18 protein-coding genes are annotated in these 22,397 nt (G+C 68.8%); 7 read left to right on the top strand and 11 right to left on the bottom strand.

The window, feature by feature from the left end; genetic code table 11:
• The first annotated feature begins 112 nt into the window (after window positions 1-112).
• Complete coding sequence (locus RJ05_RS12785; protein ID WP_234012282.1) at window positions 113-1,807, top strand: alkaline phosphatase D family protein; 1,695 nt, start codon at window positions 113-115, stop codon at window positions 1,805-1,807.
• Between the two features lie 58 nt (window positions 1,808-1,865).
• Here the strand turns inward: RJ05_RS12785 and RJ05_RS12780 are convergent, their stop codons facing one another.
• From RJ05_RS12780 to RJ05_RS12765, 4 genes are all read right to left on the bottom strand, one after another.
• Window positions 1,866-2,978, bottom strand: coding sequence for a mechanosensitive ion channel family protein (locus RJ05_RS12780; protein WP_036537226.1), 1,113 nt, complete (start codon window positions 2,976-2,978; stop codon window positions 1,866-1,868).
• Window positions 2,979-3,148: 170 nt separating this feature from the next.
• Window positions 3,149-5,608, bottom strand: coding sequence for an ATP-dependent Clp protease ATP-binding subunit (locus RJ05_RS12775; protein ID WP_036537247.1), 2,460 nt, complete (start codon window positions 5,606-5,608; stop codon window positions 3,149-3,151).
• A 336-nt stretch (window positions 5,609-5,944) separates the two neighbouring features.
• Entirely contained in the window at window positions 5,945-6,796 is an 852-nt protein-coding gene (locus RJ05_RS12770) for an SDR family oxidoreductase (protein ID WP_036537225.1), read from the bottom strand.
• A gap of 102 nt (window positions 6,797-6,898) precedes the next feature.
• Entirely contained in the window at window positions 6,899-8,110 is a 1,212-nt protein-coding gene (locus tag RJ05_RS12765; protein ID WP_036537223.1) for a pyridoxal phosphate-dependent aminotransferase, read from the bottom strand.
• A gap of 92 nt (window positions 8,111-8,202) precedes the next feature.
• Between RJ05_RS12765 and RJ05_RS12760 the strand changes: the two genes are divergently transcribed.
• Together RJ05_RS12760 and RJ05_RS12755 are read left to right on the top strand one after the other, a co-directional pair.
• Entirely contained in the window at window positions 8,203-8,784 is a 582-nt protein-coding gene (locus RJ05_RS12760) for a winged helix-turn-helix transcriptional regulator (protein WP_036537222.1), read from the top strand.
• Window positions 8,785-8,939: 155 nt separating this feature from the next.
• Window positions 8,940-9,980, top strand: a complete 1,041-nt coding sequence (locus RJ05_RS12755; protein ID WP_036537220.1) for an alpha/beta hydrolase — start codon at window positions 8,940-8,942, stop codon at window positions 9,978-9,980.
• A gap of 42 nt (window positions 9,981-10,022) precedes the next feature.
• Here the strand turns inward: RJ05_RS12755 and RJ05_RS12750 are convergent, their stop codons facing one another.
• The 5 genes from RJ05_RS12750 to RJ05_RS12730 all read right to left on the bottom strand — a co-directional run bounded on the left by RJ05_RS12750 (window position 10,023) and on the right by RJ05_RS12730 (window position 14,852).
• A complete protein-coding gene (locus tag RJ05_RS12750) occupies window positions 10,023-10,250 on the bottom strand; it encodes a hypothetical protein (protein WP_138445565.1) in 228 nt (75 codons plus the stop codon).
• 95 nt (window positions 10,251-10,345) lie between these two features.
• Window positions 10,346-11,734 carry an outer membrane protein assembly factor BamB family protein gene (locus tag RJ05_RS12745; RefSeq protein WP_036537218.1) on the bottom strand — a complete coding sequence of 463 codons (1,389 nt, stop codon included), beginning with the start codon at window positions 11,732-11,734 and terminating at the stop codon, window positions 10,346-10,348.
• Window positions 11,734-13,083: a hypothetical protein gene (locus RJ05_RS12740; protein ID WP_051016509.1), complete on the bottom strand. Its 1,350-nt coding sequence runs from the start codon at window positions 13,081-13,083 to the stop codon at window positions 11,734-11,736. Before RJ05_RS12740 ends, RJ05_RS12745 begins: the two co-directional genes overlap by 1 nt.
• Before the next feature lie 120 nt (window positions 13,084-13,203).
• Window positions 13,204-14,463 carry an RNA polymerase sigma factor gene (locus tag RJ05_RS12735; RefSeq protein ID WP_036537217.1) on the bottom strand — a complete coding sequence of 420 codons (1,260 nt, stop codon included), beginning with the start codon at window positions 14,461-14,463 and terminating at the stop codon, window positions 13,204-13,206.
• Window positions 14,460-14,852: a YciI family protein gene (locus tag RJ05_RS12730; protein WP_036537216.1), complete on the bottom strand. Its 393-nt coding sequence runs from the start codon at window positions 14,850-14,852 to the stop codon at window positions 14,460-14,462. The genes RJ05_RS12735 and RJ05_RS12730 overlap by 4 nt, the downstream gene beginning before the upstream one ends.
• A 234-nt stretch (window positions 14,853-15,086) precedes the next feature.
• Here RJ05_RS12730 and RJ05_RS12725 point away from each other — a divergent pair, with 234 nt between their 5' ends.
• Together RJ05_RS12725 and RJ05_RS29360 are read left to right on the top strand one after the other, a co-directional pair.
• On the top strand, window positions 15,087-16,124 hold the full coding sequence (locus RJ05_RS12725) for a DUF8832 domain-containing protein (RefSeq protein ID WP_036537214.1): 1,038 nt from the start codon (window positions 15,087-15,089) through the stop codon (window positions 16,122-16,124).
• Between the two features lie 115 nt (window positions 16,125-16,239).
• Window positions 16,240-17,037 (top strand): class I SAM-dependent methyltransferase, encoded by a 798-nt coding sequence (locus RJ05_RS29360; RefSeq protein WP_051016508.1) that lies wholly within the window; start codon window positions 16,240-16,242, stop codon window positions 17,035-17,037.
• Here the strand turns inward: RJ05_RS29360 and RJ05_RS12715 are convergent.
• A complete protein-coding gene (locus RJ05_RS12715; protein WP_036537213.1) occupies window positions 17,034-17,387 on the bottom strand; it encodes a hypothetical protein in 354 nt (117 codons plus the stop codon). The two genes, RJ05_RS29360 and RJ05_RS12715, sit on opposite strands and share 4 nt — an antisense overlap.
• 208 nt (window positions 17,388-17,595) lie before the next feature.
• Here RJ05_RS12715 and RJ05_RS29915 point away from each other — a divergent pair, with 208 nt between their 5' ends.
• Window positions 17,596-17,868, top strand: coding sequence for a hypothetical protein (locus RJ05_RS29915; protein ID WP_199780095.1), 273 nt, complete (start codon window positions 17,596-17,598; stop codon window positions 17,866-17,868).
• Window positions 17,869-17,883: 15 nt separating this feature from the next.
• Here RJ05_RS29915 and RJ05_RS12705 read toward each other — a convergent pair whose 3' ends face one another.
• Complete coding sequence (locus RJ05_RS12705; RefSeq protein WP_036537209.1) at window positions 17,884-19,485, bottom strand: hypothetical protein; 1,602 nt, start codon at window positions 19,483-19,485, stop codon at window positions 17,884-17,886.
• Between the two features lie 309 nt (window positions 19,486-19,794).
• Between RJ05_RS12705 and RJ05_RS12700 the strand changes: the two genes are divergently transcribed.
• The gene (locus RJ05_RS12700; RefSeq protein ID WP_036537207.1) at window positions 19,795-22,335 is read left to right on the top strand and encodes an MFS transporter; all 2,541 of its coding nucleotides are present in this window, start codon (window positions 19,795-19,797) and stop codon (window positions 22,333-22,335) included.
• Window positions 22,336-22,397: the final 62 nt, after the last annotated feature.

Genomic DNA, 22,397 nt, shown 5'->3' with positions numbered 1-22,397 from the left:
GCGTGTCCCGGAGAGCGGACGACACCCGGGCCACCTCTCCCGGCAGCCCCGGCGAGGCGGCGGGCGGCCTGCCGCGTTCCCGCGGCGGGCGGATCAGGGCATGCTGGACGGCATGGATCTGTCTCGTCGGCAGTTACTGCGTATCGGTGCCGCCGGAACCGCGACGGTGCTGGCCGGAGCCGCGGCGGCGAGCAGTGCGCGCTTCCCGGCGCCGCGCTGGCTGGGCGACCCGTTCTCCCTTGGTGTCGCCTCGGGCGATCCCACGCCGGACGGCGTGGTGCTGTGGACGCGGCTGGCACCGGATCCGCTCGCGCCCGACGGTCTCGGCGGCACGCCGCTGGCGCCGGTGAGCGTGGACTACGAAGTCGCCGAGGACGAACAGTTCCGCCGGGTGGTCAGCCGCGGGACGGCGGTGGCCACGCGCGAGCTCGGGCACAGCGTGCATCCGGAAGTTCGCGGTTTGGCCGCCGATCGCTGGTACTACTACCGATTCCGGGCGGGTTCGGCCACCTCCCCGGTCGGTCGCACCCGCACCGCGCCGGCGCTCGGGCAGCAGATGTCACGCATGCGGTTCGCGTTCGCATCCTGCCAGTCGTGGAGTTCGGGCTACTACACCGCCTACGACCACATGAGCGCCGAAGACCTGGATCTGGTGGTGCATCTGGGCGACTACATCTACGAGAAGTCCTGGCGCCTCGGCCGCGAGGGCGCGACGATCCCGCCGCAGCTGCGCGACGAGGCCTACGATCTGGCCGGCTACCGATTGCTGTATGCCCAAGCCAAATCCGAGCAGCCGTTGCAGGCCGCGCACGCCGCCTTCCCGTGGCTGGTCACCATGGACGACCATGAGGTCGACAACAATTGGGCCGCCGACGCGCCCGGCCTCGGCATCGATATCTACCGCATCCCGGCACTGTTTCGCACCCGCCGGGCGGCCGCCTTCCAAGCACTCTACGAACATCTCCCGCTGCGCTCGGCGCAGCTGCCGTCCGGGCCGGATATGCGCCTGCACCGGCGCTACGCTTTCGGCGATCTCGCCGAGTTCACCATGCTCGACACCCGTCAGTACCGGGATCGGCAGGTCTGCGGTGACGGCGGCCTGGTCACCGATTGCGCGCACCGTTTCGATGCCGACCGCACCATCCTCGGCCGCCCGCAACGGGATTGGCTGATCGACGGCTTCGGCCGGTCGCCGGCGCGGTGGCAGATCATCGGCAACCAGGTCGCCATGAGCCAGAGCGATTACGACCCCGGCCCCGACCTCGACGTCGGCACCGACGCATGGGACGGCTACGTCGCCGAGCGCGCGGCGGTACTCGGGGCCGCCGCCGATCAAGGGGTCCGCAACCTCGTCGTCATCACCGGAGACCGGCACGAGAACTACGCCGCCGATCTGCGCCGCGACCCCGCCGATCCGGCAACGCCGGTGGTGGCCGCCGAGTTCACCGGCACCTCCATCAGCACCGGCGGTGACGGCGCCGACCTCCCGCACCGGGGCCGCCTGCTCCTCGACGCGAACCCGGATATGAAGTTCTACAACGGGCAGCGCGGGTATGTGCGGGTCGAACTCGATCAACAGCTGTGGCGCAGCGACTTCCGGGTGCTGCCGTACGTACGCCGGCCCGGCGCGCCGATCGAAACGCGGGCGGCATTCGTGCTGGAAGACGGGCGCCCCGGTGTCGTCGAGGCGTGGCGGCCCGATGCCGAGGGGACCGGCGGGAACATCGCTCGCGCGGAACAGACGACAACCGGCGGGAATCGCGCAGCGCAACCATCACCGCCCGGCGAGCACGACGGGCCGCGGTGAAGCGAATCCCGGTGGTACGCCATGACGCGGGACCAGTGCCCCGACGCCTCGCGTCAGGTCAGCCGCGGTAACCGTCCTTGCCGTCCGTTCCTGCCCACACTCCCCCGGCTCCGGCCAGGGCCGGGATCCGCTCGTCCTCGGGGCCGGCGATCGCGGTGGAGATCTTCGGCAGGGCGTAGGGGTGATTGCGGCCGAGCCAGTCGAGCAGCTCCTCACGCACCGCGCACCGCAACGTCCATACGTCATCGGAATCGGCGGCCGACATCGCCGCGCGCACCACGATATTGGTCGGGGTCGAGTCGGTGACCAGCAGATTCCACGAGCGGCCGTCCCAATCGGGCCGCTGCTTCAGATATTCGTGCAGGTGTTCGCGCAGCAGCGGCACCGGCGTGCTGTGATCCAGGTGCAGGAACACCGTGCCGGTGAGTTCTGAGCCACCGCGCGACCAGTTCTCGTACGGCTTGCTGTTGAAATAGGACACCGGCATCGTCAGCCTGCGGTCGTCCCAGATCCGCACCGTCAGGAACGCGAGGGTGATCTCCTCGACGGTGCCCATCTCCCCCTCCACCACGACGGTGTCGCCGATCTTCACCGAGTCGCCGAACGCGATCTGCAGGCCCGCCATCAGGTTGCTCAACGTCGACTGCGCGGCCACACCGGCGATGATGCCGATCACACCGGCCGAGGCCAGCAGCGAGGTGCCGAGCGTGCGTAGGCCGGGAAACAGCAGCAGGATCGCCACTGCTGCCGTGGTCACCACCAGCACCGAAGTGACGATGCGCCGCACCAGCGCGAGCTGGGTGCGCAGCTGCCGCACCCGCGCCACGTCACGGGTGCGCTGGGCGTAGCGGCTCAACGTGTTGTCGGCCACCGCGTCGGCGGCCCGGATCACCAGCCACACCGCGGCCATGATCGCCATCGTGGCCAGCACATTGCGGATCACCGCATCCTGGCGTAATTCCAGCTCCGCCAACGGGTAGGTCGCGTGCAGCGCCACCGCACCGAGCAAGACCTGCAACGGCATCCGCACCCGCCGCAGCAGCAGTGGTAGCCGGGTGTCCGGGCGCTTACGTGCGGAAAAGCGCATCAGCCGATCGAAGAGCAGACCGGCAACCACGGTGAGCGCGATGGTCCCGCAGAAGACGATGAGCGGCCGTAATACATCCTCCAAGGCGAAAACTCCTTGTCGTTGGTCGTCAGGACGTCCAACGCACAGGCTACCGATGACGCGCGAGGACGCCATGACGGCCGACGACAGCGGGTGGGCGCGACCCGCCGACCTGCGAGGCAGCCCCGCCCGGTCGGCGTGCCGCGAATCGAATGCCGGTCAGCGCACTGGTATTACGGCGCTGCCTCCACGGTTTTCGCGCCACGGCGCTCGACCGCCGCCAATTGCAGACCACCGCCATCGGCATCCAAACGCACGGTGTCACCGGGCTTCAGATCGCCGTCGAGCAGCAGTCGCGACAGCTTGTTGTCCACTTCCTTCTGCACGGTGCGGCGCAGCGGCCGCGCACCGAATTCGGGTTGGTAGCCGTGTTCGGCCAGCCAGTCGACGGCCGGTTCGGTGACGTCGAGGTCGATGTCCTGGGCGTGCAGCAGCCTGCGGGTGCCGTCGAGCACCAGGTCGACGATGCGGTGGATCTGGGTCTGATCGAGCCGGTGGAAGACGATGGTGTCGTCGATGCGGTTGAGGAATTCGGGCCGGAAGTGTGACCGCAGCCGCTCGTTCAAGGTCGGGGTGATGGAGTCCAGATCACCGTCCGGCGCGGACAGGATCAGGTCGGAGCCGATATTGCTGGTCATGATCACGATGGTGTTCTTGAAGTCCACCGTGCGGCCCTTGGAATCGGTGACCCGGCCGTCGTCGAGCAGTTGCAGCAGCACGTTGAACACATCGGGATGCGCCTTATCGATCTCGTCGAACAGGATCACCGAATACGGCTGACGGCGAACCTTGTCGGTGAGCTGGGCCGCGTCGTCGTAGCCCACGTATCCGGGTGGGGCGCCGACCAGCCGCGAGACGGTGTGCTTTTCCTGGAACTCGCTCATGTCGAAGCGGATGAGCCGGTCCTCGTCGCCGAAGACGGCCTCGGCCAGCGCTTTGGCCAGTTCGGTTTTGCCGACTCCGGTGGGTCCGAGGAACAGGAACGAACCGATGGGCCGGTTGGGGTCCTTGAGCCCCGCCCGCGCCCGGCGCACCGCTTCGGCGACCGCGACGATGGCTTCGTCCTGACCGATCACCCGTTTGTGCAGCACATCCTCGAGCCCGAGCAGCCGCTGACGTTCCTCGGTGGTCAGTTCGGACACCGGGATGCCGGTCTGGCGGGAGATTACCTCGGCGATATCGGTGACGGTGACCTGCGGTTCTTCGGTGTGCCCGGCGTCGGCGAGTTGTTCTTCGGCGACCGCGATCTCGGATTTGAGTTCCTTGGCCTTCTCGTAGTCCTCGGCGGCGACGGCGGCGTCCTTCTCCCGGCGCAACCGCGCCACCTCCTCCTCGCGTTCGCGCACGTCGGGATCGGGGGTGCGGGTCCGCAACCGCACCCGCGCGCCGGCCTGATCGATCATGTCGATCGCCTTGTCGGGCATGAACCGGTCGGTGAGATAGCGGTCCGACAGTTCGGCGGCGGCGATCAGCGATTCGTCGGTGTAGTGCACCTGGTGGTGTTCTTCGTAGACGTCGGCGAGTCCGCGCAGGATCTCGATGGTGTCGGCCACCGACGGTTCGGACACCATCACCGGCTGGAAGCGACGCTCGAGGGCGGCGTCCTTTTCGATGTGGCGGCGGTATTCGTCGATGGTGGTGGCGCCGATGGCGTGCAGTTCGCCGCGCGCGAGGGCCGGCTTGAGCAGGTTGCCCGCGTCCATCGACCCTTCCGAGCCGCTGCCCGCGCCGACGATGGTGTGCAGTTCGTCGATGAAGACCACCAGTTCGTCGGAATGGGCGCGCACCTCGTCGAGGATCTTGGTCAGCCGTTCCTCGAACTCGCCGCGGTATTTGCTGCCCGCGACCAGCGAGCCGACATCGAGGGCGACGACGCGGCGATCGGCGAGGGTGGTCGGCACGTCCCCGTTGACGATGCGCTGGGCCAGCCCCTCCACGATGGCGGTCTTGCCGACGCCGGGATCGCCGATGAGCACCGGATTGTTCTTACGCCGCCGCGACAGGATCTCGACGGTCTGCTCGATCTCCTCGGCGCGACCCACCACCGGGTCCACCTTGCCCGCCCGCGCTTCGGCGGTCAGGTCGCGGCCGTATTCGTCGAGGGTGGGGGTGTCGCTGGTCTTACGCGGCCCGTCGGTGCCCGGCAGCTGCGCGCCCGCCATGGCCTGTGCGGCGGGGGTCTCGGTTTCGGCGATGCCGAGCAGGATGTGTTCGGGGCCGATGTAGCTGCTGCCTGCTTCGGCGGCGCTGCGCTGCGCATTGCGCATGGCGCGTTTGGCGGCGGGGCTGAGCGCGATGGCGCCGTTACCGTTGCCGTTGTCGCCGCGATGCCCGGCGACGGCGTCGCGCATCTTCATGCTCAGCTCGTCCGGGTCGTGGCCGAGTTCGGTGAGAATGCCGCGGGTGGGCTCGACCAGGGTCGCCGCGTAGAGCAGGTGTTCGGGGGTGAGTTCGGGATTGCGCCAGTCCTTGGCCGCGGCCTGTGCGGTCGCGACGAGTTGTTTGGCGTTATCGCTGAGCAGCCGGCCCAGATCGGTGCGTTGCACCGGCGGCCGGGCCGCCATTCCGGGTCCGAAGAAGCGCTGGAAGATGTCGTCGAACGAACTCATCGAACTGGGCCAGGACTCGGTCATGGTCACATCCCATCTCGGCGTTACCGACTGCGGTCATCCGCGCCGGCGGGCCGTGGCCGGCGCCTGCTGCACAACGCGACACTCCTTTCGGCTCGCACCTTCCGCTTGCCCTCGGGATCCGCACGGTGCCCGGCGCGATCCGGCTCCGCCGCGCGACTCCCCGGTAGCGGCGGGCGATCAGTGCGTTCGACGGCGCCCACCCACCCGGTGGGAAACTCTCGGCGACCGCGATCCGCAGGTACTCGCCCACCTGTGCCAGTGCTTCGGCAACTGGGCGTCAGCTTACGCGGTTCGTCCTCGGCGCGTGGCTATCCGGGAGCAACCGGGCAGGCATCCTCACTGCGCGTGCGGTGCGGTTTCGGCCAGCAGTTCGGCGAAATCCTTGGCGGGGTGGCCGGTGAGCCGGGGCACGGTATCGGTGACGACGTCCAGCTCGCCGGTGGCCATGGCCTGATAGGAGCTCACCCAGCCGGCGACCTCCCAGTCCTCGGCGCCGTAACCCGCCCGGCTCGCATACGCCTCGTCCAGGGATTCGGCGTGGTAGGTGACGGTGCGGCCGGTCACGTCGGTGATCATGGCGGCGGCTTCGGTCAGGGTGATGGCGCGCGGGCCGGTCACGTCGTAGGTGTGGCCGTCGTGGCCGGTGCCGGTGAGCACTGCCGTCGCGACGTCGGCGACATCGTCGCGGGCGACGGCGCCGATCCGGCCGTCACCGGCGGGACCCCGGATGACACCGTCCTCGCCGACCAGCAAGGGCAGCATGTCCTGGTAGAAGTTGTCCCGCAGGAAGGTGAAATCCAGGCCGCTGGAACGGATTTCCTGCTCGGTCCACCAGTGGTCGCGGCCGAAGGTGAAGGTGCACTCGGGCGCGGCGCCGACGAAGGAGACGTAGACGATGCGGCGCACACCGGCGTCGACCGCTGCGCCGACCACTGCCCGCTGCTGATCGGCTCGGTCGCGTGACTCGCTCGCCGAGACGAACAGGAAGGTGCCCACCCCCGCGAGCGCCTCGCGCACACTCGCCGGATCGGCGTAATCCGCGGCGACGAAATGCGCGCCGGGCAGCTGCGGCGCCCGGGCGGCATTGCGGCCGAGCAGCCGCTGCTCGATGCCTTCGGCCGCCAGCCGGCGCGCCACCCGTCCCCCGATCGCCCCCGTCGCCCCACTGACTGCGATCAGCTCGCTCATGGGGTCGATCGTATGGGTGGGCGGCGGCAAACCCGCGATCATCGAGGCGGCGGCGCGTCGACATATCGCGGTGCGGGCCCGCGGCCGGTTCTCGCTCGGCCTCTACTGCCGGTAGGTGGCCAGGAACCGCCCGATCCGCTCGATGATGGCCTCGAGGTCGTCGGCGTGCGGCAGGGTGACGATGCGGAAGTGATCCGGCCGCGGCCAATTGAAGCCGGTGCCCTGCACGATGTGCAGCTTCTCTTGCAGCAGCAGATCGAGCACCAGCTTCTCGTCGTCGACGATCGGGTACACGTCCAGGTCGATCTTGGGGAACGCGTAGAGCGCGCCCTTGGGCTTCACACAGGAAATGCCCGGGATGGCGTTGAGCGCCTCCCACGCGCGATCGCGCTGCTCACGCAACCGTCCACCGGGCAGGGTGAGATCGTAGATGCTCTGATGCCCGCCGAGCGCGGCCTGAATCACCTGCTGGCCCGGCACATTCGCGCACAGGCGCAGCCCGGCGAGCATGGTCAGCCCCTCCAGGTAGTTCGCGGCGTGCTGGGTGGGACCCGACACCACCATCCAGCCGGACCGGAAACCGGCGCAGCGGTAGCCCTTCGACAGGCCCGAGAAGGTCAGGCACAGCAGGTCGGGGGCAAGGGCGGCGGTCGCGGTGTGGGTGCCGCCGTCGTAGTAGATCTTGTCGTAGATCTCATCGGAGAACACGATCAGGTTGTGGCGCCGCGCCACTTCCAGGATCTCGCGCAGGACCTCTTGCGAATACACCGCGCCGGTGGGGTTGTTCGGGTTGATGATGACGATCGCGCGGGTGCGTTCGGTGACCTTGGACTCGATATCGGCGACGTCGGGGAACCAGTCGGCGGATTCGTCGCACATATAGTGCACGGCCCTGCCGCCGTTGAGCGCGGTGGCGGCGGTCCACAGCGGGAAATCCGGTGCGGGAACCAGCACTTCGTCGCCGTTTTCCAGCAGCGCCGTCATGGCCATCATGATCAGTTCGGAGACGCCGTTGCCGAGGAATACCTCCTCGACGTCGACATCGGGCAGTCCGAGCGTCTGGTAGTACTGCACGACCGCGCGCCGAGCCGACAGCAGCCCTTTGGAACTCGAGTAACCACTCGAATTCGGCAGCGTCCGCACGATGTCCTGCAAGATCTCGTCGGGTGCTTCGAACCCGAACGGCAGCGGGTTGCCAGTATTGAGTTTGACGACGTGATGCCCCTCGGCTTCCAGGCGCGCGGCATGCTCGGCCACCGGGCCGCGAATCTCGTACGACACTCCCGACAACTTGCTCGACTGCTTGACCTGCATGGACATCCTCTTCTCGAAACGGCTGCCGCTACTGTACTTGGAAATCCCAAGTATGCACTTTGATTTTCCAAGTCCTGCGTTAGAGTGGCCGGGTGCCACGCCGAAGTTACGACCACCACTGTGCGGTGAGCCGCGCGCTCGAGATCGTCGGGGACCGCTGGAATCTGCTGGTAGTGCGCGAACTCACCGCGGGCCCGCGCCGTTACAGCGATCTGTTCGCCGACCTGCCGGGCATCAGCACCGATGTCCTCGCCGCCCGGCTCAAGGACCTCGAACGCGACGGGATTCTCACCAAGCGCCGGGTCGGGCCGCGCGCGACGACCGCACTGTACGAGCTCACCGATACCGGCGCGGAACTGCGCCCGGTGCTGGAAGCGCTGTCGGTCTGGGGGACGCCGCTGCTGGGCGAGCGCCGCAGCACCGACGCGGTGCGCGCGCACTGGTTCGCGTTGCCGCTCGGGCGGGCCGTCGCGGAGGTGATGCCGAGCGGGACGGTCACCGTGCACATCGGCGACACGAGCTTCCACTACATGATCGACGAGACCGGTCTCACCCATCACGACGGCGCGGCCGACGATCCGGATCTCGAAGTGCGCCTGGACCTGGAGATGGCAACCGAGATCGCGAAAGGCACCCGCGCGCTGGCCGACGTACTCGCGGAAAGTCGTTCCTGAACCTCGACGCGGGCAGTCCGGCACGCGCGTTGTGATGCGACCCAGCCGGATTCTCGCTGTTCTGGCGAGGTTCCCAACAAATCCTCGATCGCCGTTCATCCGGCTCACGCTCCCCTACCGTCGGTGCCAGCGACAGGCCTATTCGGAGGTGTCCGGTGAGCATCGGTTCCAGCCGCATCCGGTGGCGGGCGATGAGCGTGCTGATGCCCTTGACGGTGGTCGCCGCGCTGTGCACGGCCGGCGAATCGGCGATTGCCTCGGGCGCGCCCGAGATACCGACTCCGTCCGCGACCCAGCAGGCACCCGATGGGTCCCGCATCGTCGCGATGAGCCGCGGCGACGGCGAATTCCTCGATGTGCGTGTGCATTCGACCGCGATGAACGCCGACATCACCGTGAAAGTGCGTCCGGCGCCTCGCGATTCCGAACCGGCGCCGGTGCTGTATCTGCTCAACGGCGCCGACGGTGGCGCCGACCGGAACTGGACCAACGCCACCGATATCGCCGATTTCTTCGCCACCGAACAGGTGACCCTCGTGGTCCCGATGGGCGGGCGCGGTAGCTATTTCACCGACTGGCGCGCCGACGACCCGGTGCTGGGCAAACAACGCTGGACCACATTCCTCACCGAGGAATTGCCGCCGATCATCGACAGCGCCTTCCACGGGACCGGTAAGAACGCCATCGCCGGAATTTCCATGGCGGGCACCGCGGTCTTCCAGCTGGCTCTCGCAGCTCCTGACCTGTACCAGGCCATCGGGTCCTACAGCGGGTGCGTGCAGACCAGCGATCTGAGTGGCCGCGCCCTGATCACCGCGGTGGTCGCCAGCAATGGCGGAAATCCGGCGAACATGTGGGGCGCCAGCCGCGAGGTCTGGGCCGCCAAAGACCCCTACCTGCACGCCGCCGACCTGCGCGACACCGCCATCTATGTCGCCACCGGCACCGGCCTACCCGGCCCGCTCGACAATCTGCCCGCCGCGGGCGACCCGCTCTCCCTCGCCTACCAGCTCGTGTTCGGCGCACCGCTGGAACAAGTCACCAACGTCTGCACCCAACGCCTGCGCGACCGCTTCCAGGAACTCGCCATTCCCGCCACCTTCGATTTCCGCGACACCGGAACGCATTCGTGGGGGTACTGGGAACAGGACCTACACCGGTCGTGGGAGTTGTTCCGCACCGCACTGGCCGAGTAGTCGCTATTCGGCCGCCACACCCCGATCCCGGGGATCGGTCCGCTAGGAACCGGCCGAACCGGAGCCGAGCAGCACGGGCAGGTCGATCAGCAGGAATTTCACCAGCGGGCTCGTGCATCCGTGCGCACCGCAGCCGACATCGGCGGAGCCGAGCATCGGGCCGTCGACGAACGCCTGGCGCGGTGCCGCGGCGGCGGGCGCCGAGGTGGCGAGCTGGGCCGCCGGCAGGAGTGCGGCGGTGACGGCTACCGCGGCGAACGTTCGTTTCAAGATGACCTCCAAGTCGTGCCGGATTCCCGACCACGTCGAAGGCTAAGGATGGCCAGCGGCCCGCGGAAGACCCCAATGCCCTGGGCCGCCGGCCGCTAGTCGAGGGGCCGTAGGCCGATCATGGTGCGCGCCGACGCGAAGACATAGCGGCCGTCGCCCGTCGCGGTGAGTTCGCCGTCGCCGGCGAGCGCGTCGAGGTCGGCGTCGATGGCGCGAAACGGTGTTTCCCAGACGATGTCGCCGGTGGCCGGGTCGACGGCGTAGATGCCGTTCGAGTCGGTGAACACCGCCGGGCCGTTGTCCGAGTCGTGGATGGTGCCGTGGCGGTCGTACGGGGTGCGCCACAGGAGTTTTCCGGTGCGCAGGTCAAGGCCGGACATGGTCGCGGCGACGGGGTCGTGCAGCAGGGCGATATCACCCAGAACGGCGATCGCGGTGGTGTCGACGGCGCTGCCGTCGGGTGTGGTGTAGAGCAGGTCGGGGCTGGTCCAGCGGAGGCTTCCGTCGCGGCGGTCGTAGGCGGCGTCGCCCAGCAGGATCGGCGTCGTGTCGGCGGGGCGGTCGAAGGTCACCGCCTGCACGCCTGGGCGGTCGGTGCTGACGAGGGTGCGGCCGGTGCGGTCGAGTAGGTCGGTGGTGCTGACCGCGTGCTCATCGCACGTGGTGTCGGTGCGCACAACGAGGGCGTCGGTCACCGGCGTGGTGTGCGAACATCCGTCGAGCCGCGCGGTCCAGCTGGTTTCGCCGGTGCGCAGGTCGAAGCCGGCCGCCTCGGCGCCGAGGGTGAACACGCCCTGGCCGTGCGTGACATCGAGCGCATCCCACGGCAGGTCTTCCCAGGAAGTGCCCATGGCGAACGGCCGGGACCAGTGGGCGTCGGGGTCGGCGATGCTGCCCGAATGCACCCGCACATCATCGGATTCGACGTCGCCCTCCGCGACATAGAGGCGATCTCCGGTGGCGGCCAGCGCGAAGACGGACCAGTCCAGCGGCGTGCGGATCACCGTTCCGTCGGCGATGTCGAACCCGATGAGCGCGGAATCCTGTGCGGAGAAACCGGTATGGCAGACGAGCATGCCGGCGACCGGTTCGCCGGCGCAACCGCCGAGACCGGCCGCGGGGGCCTCCCACTTCTTCGCACCGGTCGCGGCGTCGAAACCGTAGAGTTTCGGATCACCCAATGTCATCGCGTCGTGGTCGGCGACACCGATCACCGTCACCAGCGTGTCACCGCCGTCGACGAAACCCGGACCGGCATAGTCGAATTCGGTGCCGCCGACCGGATCGCGGAACTCGGCGGCGGACGCGCCGTAGATCGCGGCGGCCTCGATCGACCAGCCAAGGCCCGGTGCCGCGGCATTGGTTCCGGTGATCTTGCGGGTCGTGTCGTCCGGAGACATCAGTACCGCCGCCGCGCCGGCGCTGGTGACGACTGCGGCGACGGCGGCGAGGACGAGATTGCGAACGCCAGGGGCCCACGCCATTACGACGCCTCCAGGCCGGGAGTCAGAGCGATGGTTTCGAGCTGGGCCGCCGGCAATGGTTGCCCGGGATCGTCGGCGCGCGAGGACACTTCGATCCTGGTACCGGAGGGGTGGGTCACCGTCACACTGCGGGTCCGTTCGGTTCCCGGCACACCCGACTGTGACGCCACGCCTACCGTGGATTCCTCGTTTTCCACGACCGATCCATCGGCCAGTGTCCGGCGGGTGGCGACTCGATCACCGAGCGAGGACGACGGCTCGGTCTCCGCCGGCACGGTGTGCCCGGTGGTGATCGTGATACTGAGCCGAGACTGCTGCCCACCCGCGTCGGCATGGACGGTCTGGCAGAGCCCGCCGTCGTCCCATCCGCCCGGCCGCAGGTCACCCAGCGGACGATCCAACGTCACGCCGTCGAGCCGGATGCCGGCCAGCACCGCGTTCAGGCGGCGAGCGGTAGGTTCGGCGATGGCCGGTGTCTCGTCGAAACCGGTGTGACAGGCTTCGGGCGGACCCGGGGTTCCGGGCGGCACCGGGGCGGTCACAGCGAGCCCGGGGGCGGTGACGAGGGCGACGAGTTCATCGATCGTCAGCGGCACTTCTCCGGAGGGACCGGAATCGCCCGCCGCGTTGGTCGCGTACGCGCCGATCACACTGCCGTCCGGCAGATAGGCGGTGGCGCTGCGTGAGAGCGTGCGCACACCGTCGGTCTCCGTCCACGTGTCCTGGGTATCGACGGTCGTGCCGTCCGGAAGGTGACGGCGTTCATCGAGTTCGCCTGCGACACATGGCCGGACCGGACCGTTCGACTGCCATACCGTCACCGACATCCATCCCGCTCGATCACCCCGCCGCACAGTGCCGTCAGCGGAGGTGAAGCCGCCGAGTTCCGCCGGTTCGGGCGCCTCGACGATGGGCTGGAAGAACAGTGACCGATCGGCGGGCGCGAAGTCGATGGCGACTCCGTCCGGCAGCGCCGCACGCAACGCCTCCGACATCGCCACCGCCTTGGGCCCGGAGAACCACGGATACGCCGGGTTGTCGTACTCGGACTCACCCGTCGAGACCCAGCCGAACGCCCCGCCCTCGCCGGGCGGGTCCACCACCGGGCAGCCCGGAATCTGCGTCGGATACGTGACCGGCGGAGTCACATAGGTCGGTTCACGATCCGGCTGCCGCGAAGCGCTCGTCGTGGTCGGCGGCGCCGTCGTCAGCTCATGCTCCGGTTCATGCAACAACCCGCCGGCCATCACCCCGCCGGCCACGATCGCGACACACACCAGCGCGGTCGTCCACCCGCTGATCGCCCGCGACGGCGCACCCGGGCGCTCATCCCCCGTCGACTCCCGCACTTCCGGCTCCTTCCGATCCCGCCATTAGATCAGCCGGGTCCGCACCGCGCGTCCTCGGTCGAGATCGCATGCGGCACCCGGGTTCCCCGGCTAGCGCGCAGAGCGCCACGTTCGGTGCACTCAGCCGGCCGCTCCGGCCGATTCCTCCCGCAGGCGCCGCATCCGCTCGTTGAGGTAGCGCTGTTCCGGCAGGCTCGTGGTCAGGCGGGCGGCTTCGGCGTAGCTCGCCAGGGCCGCCGCGTGCTCGCCCGTCATTTCGAGTAGGTGGGCGCGGACGGCGTGGGTGCGGTGGTGGCGGCGCATGGCCGGGTCCTCCAGCAGGGGGCCGATCAGGGCGAGCCCCTGGTCAGGGCCGGCGGCCATGGCGAGGGCGACGGCCCGGTTGAGGGTGACGACAGGGCTGGGGGCGATCCGGGACAGCATCGCGTAGAGAACGCAGATCTGCGGCCAGTCGGTGGATTCCCAGGTGGGCGCCTCGGCGTGGACGGCGGCGATGGCGGCCTGGAGTTGGTAGCGGCCGACGTGGCCGCGCGGCAGGACGGTTTCGAGTATCCGCACCCCCTCGGCGATCAGCGCGCGATCCCACCGGGTGCGGTCTTGTTCGGCGAGCGGGACGAGCTCGCCGTGATCGCTGCGGGTGCCGGCGCGGGCATGGGTGAGGAGCATGAGCGCCAGAGCCCCGGCCACTTCATCGTGATCGGGCACCAGAGCGTGCAGTTGGCGGGTGAGGCGAATGGCTTCGCGCGCCAAGCCCGGATCCAGCAACGCGGTCCCGCCGGTACGGGTGTGTCCCTCGGTGAACATCAGGTGGCAGACGTCGAGAACGGCCGCGATCCGGGCAGGCAGCTCGCCCACCCCGGGCAGATCGAAAGTGGCTCCCGCGCCGCGTAATACCGCTCGGGCACGGGAGAGTCGCTGCGCCATGGTGCGTTCCGGCACCAGATAGGCGGCCGCGATTTCGGCGGTGGCCAGGCCGGCCACGGCATGCAGGGTCAGCGCGACCTGCGAGGGGCGGCTCAGACTCGGGTGGCAGCAGAGCAGGAAAAGCCGCAGGGTGTCCTCGCTCGCGGCCGACGGATCGGCGTCCGATGGCGGAGCAAGGTCGTCGTCGGCCGGGCGCGCTCGCGCCACCGCCACCTCGCGGTCGGCACGGGTGCGGTCGGCGCGCTGCCGATCGATCAGCCGGCGCGAGGCGACACGGATCAGCCAGCCACGCGGATTGTCCGGCAGGCCGTCTCGCGTCCACTGCACGGCAGCGGCCTCGGCCGCCTCCTGCGCGGCGTCCTCGCAATCACCGAGATCGCCGTGCCGACGCAGCAGGGCGGTGAGGACGTGCGGCGCCTCCCGACGCCACACCTGCCCCACCGCCTCCGCGCTCATTGGTCGTCGCCGCCCGGCCACATGGTGGGACGCAGTTCGACCGTTTCACCCGGGCCCGCGAACTGCGCGGCGAGCTGTTCGGCACGCTCGCGACTGTCGACGTCGATCAGGAAGAAGCCGGCCAGATGCTCCTTCGACTCCGAGTACGGCCCGTCGGTGGGTAGCGGTTTCCCGTCGTCCCAGCGGTAGAGCCGGGCGGATTCCGGGGCGCCGAGCGCCTCGCCGCCGACCAGTTCGCCGTTGTCCTGCATCTCGCTGAGCAGCCGCTCGAAATCGGTGTTGATCCGCTCGCGCTCTGCGGCGGGCAAGGCCTGCACCTCGGGCAGGAAATCTCCGGTGGGATGCCCCCACGGCTGCGGATTCGAATGAATCAGGATCACGTACTTCATGGATGCGCTCCTTGCCTTGCTGCGATGACGGACCCGATCTGGTCCATCCTCACCCGGAACGTCGGAGCCACGGGCACGGGAATCGACATCGCACCGGAATTTCTCGCGGATTTCTTCGCGACCGCAGCGCTGTGATCGGGATAACCCGTCCGCCAGTTGCCAGATACCCCCTGTGGGTATACGTTCATGGCAACGAACAAGCCAGCGCAGACCACGAGGGTAAGGACGACGACCATGAGCACCACTCCCCACGCCAACCACCAGGGCCACCACACCGGAGCCACGGCGCCCGCGACACACGGCAACCACGGAGCCCACGCCGGTCACGGCACGCACCAAGCGCACACCACCACCGGTGCTGCAGCCTCCAGCGATCACGCAGCTCATGGCGCTACTGCGCCTCACGGTGACCACACCGCCCACGGCACGCACGCAGCGCACACCGCCACAGGTCCCGCGACAACCGGTGGTCACGCAGGTCACGGCGCTACTGCGTCCCATGGTGGTCACGCCGGACACGCTGATCACGCCGCTCACGGCGCCGCCGAATTCCCCGGCGGCCTCCTGATCACCCAGGACGGCTACACCCTTCAACTGGCCGACACGATCCTGCGGCCGGGCGACGTCGATTTCCGCTTCCGGATCATCGGCCCGGACGGGCGGCCGGTCACCGAGTACTCGCCGATCCATGACAAGGAGCTGCATCTGATCGTGGTGCCGCGCGAGCTGACCGGGTTCTGGCATGTCCATCCCGAGCGCGCGGCCGACGGCACCTGGTCGGTGCGCCTGAATCTGCCGGCGGCCGGTGCGTATCGGGTGTTCACCGATATTTCGCCGCTGGCGCTGGGCAAGACCATCACGCTCGGTGCGGACCTGGCGGTCGCGGGTGCCTATGCGCCGCAACCGGTTCCGGAATCGGTACGCACGTTCGAGGTGGACGGCTACGAGGTCGAGCTGACGGGTGATCTCACCACCGGCGCGGGCAGCCTGCTCACGCTCACCGTGCGCAAGGACGGCGTTCCGGTCACCGATTTGCAGCCCTATCTCGCGGCGTTCGGTCACCTCGTGATCATTCGGGCCGGCGATCTCGCCTACGTCCACGTCCATCCGAATGGTGAGCCGGGCGACGGCATCACCGCTCCCGGACCGGACGTCTCGTTCCACACTGCGGTCCCCGGCCCCGGCACCTACCGCCTGTTCCTGGACTTCAAGCACGGCGACACCGTCCGCACCGCGGCGTTCACGTTGTCGACCCCGGCGGTGCACCACTGAACGGGGTTCGGTCGGCTGCCCTCGATGGCAGCCGACCGGACCTCGATCCGGACGGATCCTCGATCCCGCCCACAGCTCGGTTCGATGGGCCGATCGCAGGATTAGCATCGGAGACGTGAGCCTCGGAGGCCTGGCAGGCGAGGGCTGGCGCGGCGCGGAGTACTCGGCCGCCGCCGAGCATCATCGCGCGCTCGACGACTGGTTCCTGGCCCGTCGTTCGCCCCGGGCCTGGGATACGGTGGTCGATCTCGGGTGCGGCACCGGCGAATTCACCGCGAAGATCAGTGCGCTGGTCCCCGACGGGCTGGTCATCGGAGTCGATCACGATCCGTCCATGCTCGCCACCGCGCGGCGGCGAGCCGGCGCCAATCTGGAATTCGTCACCTCCTCGGCCACGAACTTCGATCGCCTGATCCCCCCGGGGACGGTCGATCTCGTGGTGAGCCGCGCCATGCTGCACTGGCTGCCGATCTCGGCGTACCCGCAGGTCTTCGCCGCCGTGCACCAGGTGCTGCGCCCCGATGGCTGGTATCACTCCGAATCCGCCGCCGCCGGGAACGTACCGGGAGTGATCCACCTGCTCGAGCGCGTCGCCCGTGCCAACGACCTGCGCCCACCCGAGCCGTTCCCGGAACCCGCGCCCGTCGCTCGAATGCTCGCCGACGCCGGGTTCGACGTCCCCGCCGATGGCGTGCGGGCGGTCCCGCAGCATCGCCCGTTCACCCGCGACGAACTGGCCGCCATGCTGCGCACCACCGCGGCGATATCACTGACCCGCCAGGCGCCCGCCACCGCACACGCTCGCCTGGCCGACCAACTCGCCGACGCCGTCGACGAGTTACGCGCCCCGGACGGCACCTACGACCAGACCTTCGTCCGGCTGGAAATCCTGGTCCGCAGACCCGTCCCCTAACCGGCCGCGGGCTCCATTCGCCGCAGAGCGCGAGCCGACAACAGCACAGCGCAGGTCAGATAGACCGCGGCGATGACGAGGTCGAGCACCCCGGCACCGGCCTGCTCGCGATGGAATCGGTCGAGGGCCGCAACGGTGATGACGCCGGAGCCGAAGAAGAATCCGGCGGTCAGGACGGGCACCGCGCTGCGGGTGGGCAGGAACGCCGCGATCAGCAGCACCGTGGAGAAGGCGACATCAGGTGCGGCGAAGATGTTGCCTGCGCGGTAGCCGGCATCGACGGTCAGCTGGACGATGAGCCAGGCACTGACGGGTACGGCGGCGATCCGGGCGAACACGATCGTCGACATGATGACTCCTGCGGGCTGTGGTGAGGGGGTCAGCGGGGCGGTGATTCAGGTTCGGACAGGGCGCAACCTGACCACCACCATGCGCGCTCTCGAACAGCTGCGCTGACAGGACCACAGCATCTACGTCTGCGCACCGACGCCCCGGTTCCGGTACCCGCCGAGGGCGAGGTGCTGATCCGGGTGGATGCGGCGGGAGTCGACTTCGCCGATGTCATGCAGACACTCGGCACCTACGACGGCGGTCCGCAGGCGGGACCTGAACTTCCGTCACCAGATCCACCTGATCGGCCTGCATATCCGCGTGCTCATCGAGCAGGCGCCCGAGGTCTTCGGCGAGCTCATGCGCGAACTCGCGGCACTGCGCGCGGCAGGCGTCTACCCACCGGGGACGCCGACCGTCCACGATCTCGCCGACGGTCCGGCCGTCCTCACTGCCCTGGCCGAGCGCACCACCATCGGCAAGCTCGCCCTGCGGCCGTGACGCGGTAGCACCCGGTCAGCGCTGCTTGCTGGTCCTGGCGCGGCGACGTGCGGCCTGCATCTCGGCGAGTTCGCGCTCGAGTTCTTCGGCGATGCGGAACTGGCCGGTGTCGTAGATGCTGGTGGCCTGGACGACCTCGTGCAGCGCCGGTTCGGCCTCGGACGCCTTGCTCTTGGACTTGCGACCGCGCAGCGCACCGACCTTCGGGCTGTCGGTGGCGGCGAGGGCGCTGAACGCCGGAGCCGGCTCGGGGCGGTCGATGCTCACCGTCGGCTCGGCCGGCTTCGGCGCCGCGGCCGAGCGGAAGGCCGTCGACGTCGAGCGCGGTTCCGCAGCCTTCGCGGCGACGGGCTTCGAGACCGACTGGGCGGCACCGTTCGACGGCGCCCCCGCCTTCGCGGTCGTCGTGGCGGCGCCGTTCACCGGCTCGCTCGCCACGCTCTTCACCGGGAGCTGCTCGGTCTTCCGCGCACCATCGGACGCCTTACCCTCGGCGGCAACACCATTGGACGCCGCACGCGCCACCGTCTTCTCGGTGGAACCGAGGAACACATCGTCGTCGAACGACACCGGGATCTTCGGCGTCGCCGGCTTGCCCGAGCTACGGAAGGCGGCCTTCGGTGCGGGCTCTGCCGCGGGCTGCGGCGCCGACTCTCGTTCGAGCACCTCGGTCTCGGCCTCAGCACCCTCGCCCTCCGGCTCGACCGCCTCGGCCGGAACCTCCTCCCGCACTGCGGGTTCGGGCTCCATCGACACCGGCTGCTGCAACGCGTAATCGGGCGCGCTCAACCGGAAGCTGTTGATGTCCGGCAGCCGGCTGCGGATCTGCTCGGCCGGATCGGGCAATTCCTTGACCTGCTCGGTCGCCCGCGCGATGGCCAGCCCGTACCGGGCGCTGACGGCGTCGTGGATGAGCAGCGCGACGCCGATCATCACCGGCGCCACGGCGTGCACGGCCGCCTCGTACCACTGCGCATCACGCACATACGGGTAGGTGTTGAGGCTGACCGTCAACGCCAGCAGCGCGATTTCGGCGGCGGCGACCTTCTGCCGGTTGTCGACCACACCCCATTCCGCCACCTTGTTGGTGCCGATCATGATGATGATGAGGCAGACACTGATCATCGCCTCGATCAGATAGCTGAACCAGTACAGCGGGTCGCCGGGCCCGCCGGGGGCGATGTTGTGCTGCACATTGACCGCCGACCACAACATGCCCGCCGCCACCACACCGGCCAGCGCGCGCAATGACCACGAGCGGTGTCGGTAGAGCGAGGCCAGTTTGGCGTGCGGGCTGGATTCGCGCTGCTGGTTGGCGATTGCCTTACGGGCGAGCAAGAGATCTCGAATGTCGGCCTTCTCGATTTCTTCGGTGGTCTGCCTGGCACGGTCGGCGGCGGCGGCCGCGGCCTGGGCCTGTTTCCAGCGTTGCGCCCGGTCCTGGACCCGAATGCGCTCGGCGAGTTCGCGTTCGGCGCGCAGTTCTTCTTCCGACAGGGCATCGGTGAGCGCCGGATCGAACTGATACGCCAGCCGGCCGCGGGCCTTCTCGACCCGCTGCGCCAGCTGGGAGACCTCGTCCTCGACGGGCTGCTCGATGGGGTGCTCGATGGTCACATCGACTCCCGGCGGCACAGATCGGAAGGCGGGCAGACGATCACACGTGGCTGTGGCACCCCACATTCATAGTCGATGCACCGTTGTCGGCGAAACCATTGATTCCCATCGACGGCGCGCGCGGGGACGGTCGCACCCGGTGACGGCCGACACACCCGGCGATTGTATAGTTGGCCGACGCAACTAGTTGCTGTTGCTAAACAATTCTGCTGGGGCGCACAGCCTGATCACGCGCCGCCGATCCGGTCCACGGCCGCGCCGCAGCGCGCGCTCCCCAGCCACGGCTACCAGATCAGAATCAGGGCTCACATGACCACATCGACCACCCGGGCGGACGCGGGGCCCCCGGAGACCGGCGAGAGCACCACTCTGTCGCATCGGCAGATGCTGACGATTCTCTCCGGCCTGTTGCTCGGCATGTTCCTGGCCGCGCTGGACCAGAACATCGTGAGCGTCGCGATCGTCAAGATCGCCAACAGCTTGCACGGTTTCGACGAACAGGCGTGGGCCACCACCGCCTATCTGATCACCGCGACCATCACCACACCGCTGTACGGCAAACTCGCCGACATCTACGGCCGCAAACCGTTCTACCTCCTGGCGATCGGGCTGTTCGTCCTCGGTTCGGTGGCCTGCACCTTCGCCACCTCGATGTATCAGCTCGCCGCGTTCCGCGCCTTCCAGGGCCTTGGCGCCGGTGGCCTGATGTCGCTGGCGTTCACCATCATCGGCGATATCGTCCCGGCCCGCGAACGCGTGCGCTACCAGGGCTATTTCATGATCGTCTTCGGTGGCGCGACCGTGCTCGGCCCGGTGCTCGGCGGCTTCTTCTCCGATTACGACCTCCTCGGCGGCATCGAGGGCTGGCGCTGGGTGTTCCTGGTGAACGTGCCGGTCGGGGTGCTGGCGATGATCGTGGTCGCGAAGGTGCTCAACGTTCCGCATCAACGGCAGAACCATCGCATCGACTGGCTCGGCGCGATCGCCCTGGCGGTCTGCGTGGTGCCGTTGCTGATCGTGGCCGAACAGGGCAGGCATTGGGGCTGGGATTCGCATAAGGCGCTGACCTGCTACGGCATCGGCGCCGCCGGTTTGCTGCTGTTCGTGCTGATCGAATTCCTGATGAAGGACGCCGCCCTGATTCCGCTGCGGTTGTTCAAGAATTCGACGTTCAGTGTCACCATCGCGGGCGGATTCATCGTCGGTGTCGCGATGTTCGGCGCGATCACCATGGTGCCGCAGTACTTCCAGGTGGTGCGCGGGTATTCACCCACCAAGGCGGGCCTGCTGATGCTGCCGCTGGTGCTCGGCATCATGATCGGTTCCGGGGTGGCGGGCCAGATCACCAAGCGCACCGGCCGCTACAAGATCCTGCCGGTGGCGGGCACCTTCATCATCGCGGTGGGCGCGGTGCTATACGCGCAGGTGCACTACGACAGCGCACTGTGGCAGCCACTGGTCTATGGCGGCGTCATCGGGCTCGGGCTCGGTGCCTGCATGCAGACGTTGATCATCGCCGCGCAGAACGCGGGCCCGCGCTCGGATATGGGGGTGTCGACGGCATCGGCGACGTTCTTCCGGCAGATGGGCGGCACCCTCGGCGTCGCGATCTTCCTGACCATCCTGTTCAACCTGCTGCCGCGCAAGATCACCGACGCCTTCGGCGGAACGCTGCCGCCCGGCTTCGACGCCGCCGCCCTCGGTGACCTGCAGAGCAATACCAGTGTCATCGCCACGCTGCCGCCGGAGGTCCGGGTGCCGATCCTGACCGGTTTCACCGACTCCATGCAGGGCGTGTTCTACGCGGCGGCCGCGGTCGCGTTGCTGGCGTGTGTGGTGCTGATGTTCATGAAGGAGATCCCGCTGCAGGACGCGCCGGTGCCCGCGACCGCGCCGGATGCCGAGGCAGCCGATACCACCGCCTCGTCCTGGGATGAGGATCAGGTGTGGGAGGGCGCCGCACAGGCGCTGTCGGAGCCGGAGCCGGTGCTGGCCGCCGCCGCGCTCAGGCATGCCGAGGCCAACGGTCACGGTGCGCGCGAGGGCACGGTGACGGCCGCATTCGATGCCGGCAGCGGCTACGGCGAGGACGTCGCGATCAGCGGACGGGTCCATCGCGAGGACGGACGTCCGGTACCCGAGGCGGCGCTCACCCTGATCGATCCGAAGGGCCGCCAAGCCGCACGCGTCACCGGTGACGCCAACGGCGAGTTCGTCTTCCCGGCCGCGGACGCCGGTAGCTATGTGCTGATCGCCTCGGCGAACGGACATCAGCCGACCGCGGTCAACGTGGCGGTCGGGCCGCAGCCGCAGCGGTTGGATCTGACGCTGCTGGGCTCGGGACGGCTGTCCGGTGTGGTGCGTTCGGCCGGTAGCGGCGATCTGCTCGCAGGCGCGACGGTGACGTTGACCGATCAGCGGGGCGAGGTCGTGGCCGCCGCGGTGACCGGCGCGGACGGCACCTATGTGTGCGAGGGGGTCGTCGCGGGCTCGTACACGCTGGTGGCGGTGGCCGACCATATGCGCCCCGACGCCGGCACCCTCGCGGTGCCCGACACCGGTGTGCTGCGCCACGACATCGAGCTGACACCGATGGCGGTGCTGGTCGGCACGGCCGAAACCGCGGACGGCCACACCGTCGCCGACGCCCAGATCACCGTCCTTGACGACACCGGCGAACTGACCGCGACCACCCGCACCGACGAACACGGCCGGTATGTGGTGCCGGATCTTCCGGTCGGCCGGTACACGATCGTTGCGCGCGGCTATCCGGCGGTCACCGGGCAGGTGACGGTGTCCGGCGGTGAGGTGACGCACGACGTGCGGCTGGGGTACGACAGCGGCGACTGACCGTTCGGACGGGTCCGGCGGCGACTGTGATCAGCTGTCGCCAACGCGCCGAGCCGCACCTC

This window comes from Nocardia cyriacigeorgica NBRC 100375, assembly GCF_000308555.1.
Classification (GTDB): domain Bacteria; phylum Actinomycetota; class Actinomycetes; order Mycobacteriales; family Mycobacteriaceae; genus Nocardia; species Nocardia cyriacigeorgica.
This window is presented reverse-complemented; position numbering and strand designations above follow the sequence as displayed.

What these genes read in the sequence shown, in the direction of transcription:
- RJ05_RS12785 (WP_234012282.1), top strand. Translation starts at nt 113, where the DNA reads ATGGATCTGTCTCGTCGGCAGTTACTGCGTATCGGTGCCGCCGGAACC.
- RJ05_RS12775 (WP_036537247.1), bottom strand. Translation starts at nt 5,608, where the DNA reads ATGACCGAGTCCTGGCCCAGTTCGATGAGTTCGTTCGACGACATCTTC.
- RJ05_RS12770 (WP_036537225.1), bottom strand. Translation starts at nt 6,796, where the DNA reads ATGAGCGAGCTGATCGCAGTCAGTGGGGCGACGGGGGCGATCGGGGGA.
- RJ05_RS12765 (WP_036537223.1), bottom strand. Translation starts at nt 8,110, where the DNA reads ATGCAGGTCAAGCAGTCGAGCAAGTTGTCGGGAGTGTCGTACGAGATT.
- RJ05_RS12745 (WP_036537218.1), bottom strand. Translation starts at nt 11,734, where the DNA reads ATGGCGTGGGCCCCTGGCGTTCGCAATCTCGTCCTCGCCGCCGTCGCC.
- RJ05_RS12735 (WP_036537217.1), bottom strand. Translation starts at nt 14,463, where the DNA reads ATGAGCGCGGAGGCGGTGGGGCAGGTGTGGCGTCGGGAGGCGCCGCAC.
- RJ05_RS12730 (WP_036537216.1), bottom strand. Translation starts at nt 14,852, where the DNA reads ATGAAGTACGTGATCCTGATTCATTCGAATCCGCAGCCGTGGGGGCAT.
- RJ05_RS12725 (WP_036537214.1), top strand. Translation starts at nt 15,087, where the DNA reads ATGAGCACCACTCCCCACGCCAACCACCAGGGCCACCACACCGGAGCC.
- RJ05_RS12715 (WP_036537213.1), bottom strand. Translation starts at nt 17,387, where the DNA reads ATGTCGACGATCGTGTTCGCCCGGATCGCCGCCGTACCCGTCAGTGCC.
- RJ05_RS29915 (WP_199780095.1), top strand. Translation starts at nt 17,596, where the DNA reads ATGTCATGCAGACACTCGGCACCTACGACGGCGGTCCGCAGGCGGGAC.
- RJ05_RS12700 (WP_036537207.1), top strand. Translation starts at nt 19,795, where the DNA reads ATGACCACATCGACCACCCGGGCGGACGCGGGGCCCCCGGAGACCGGC.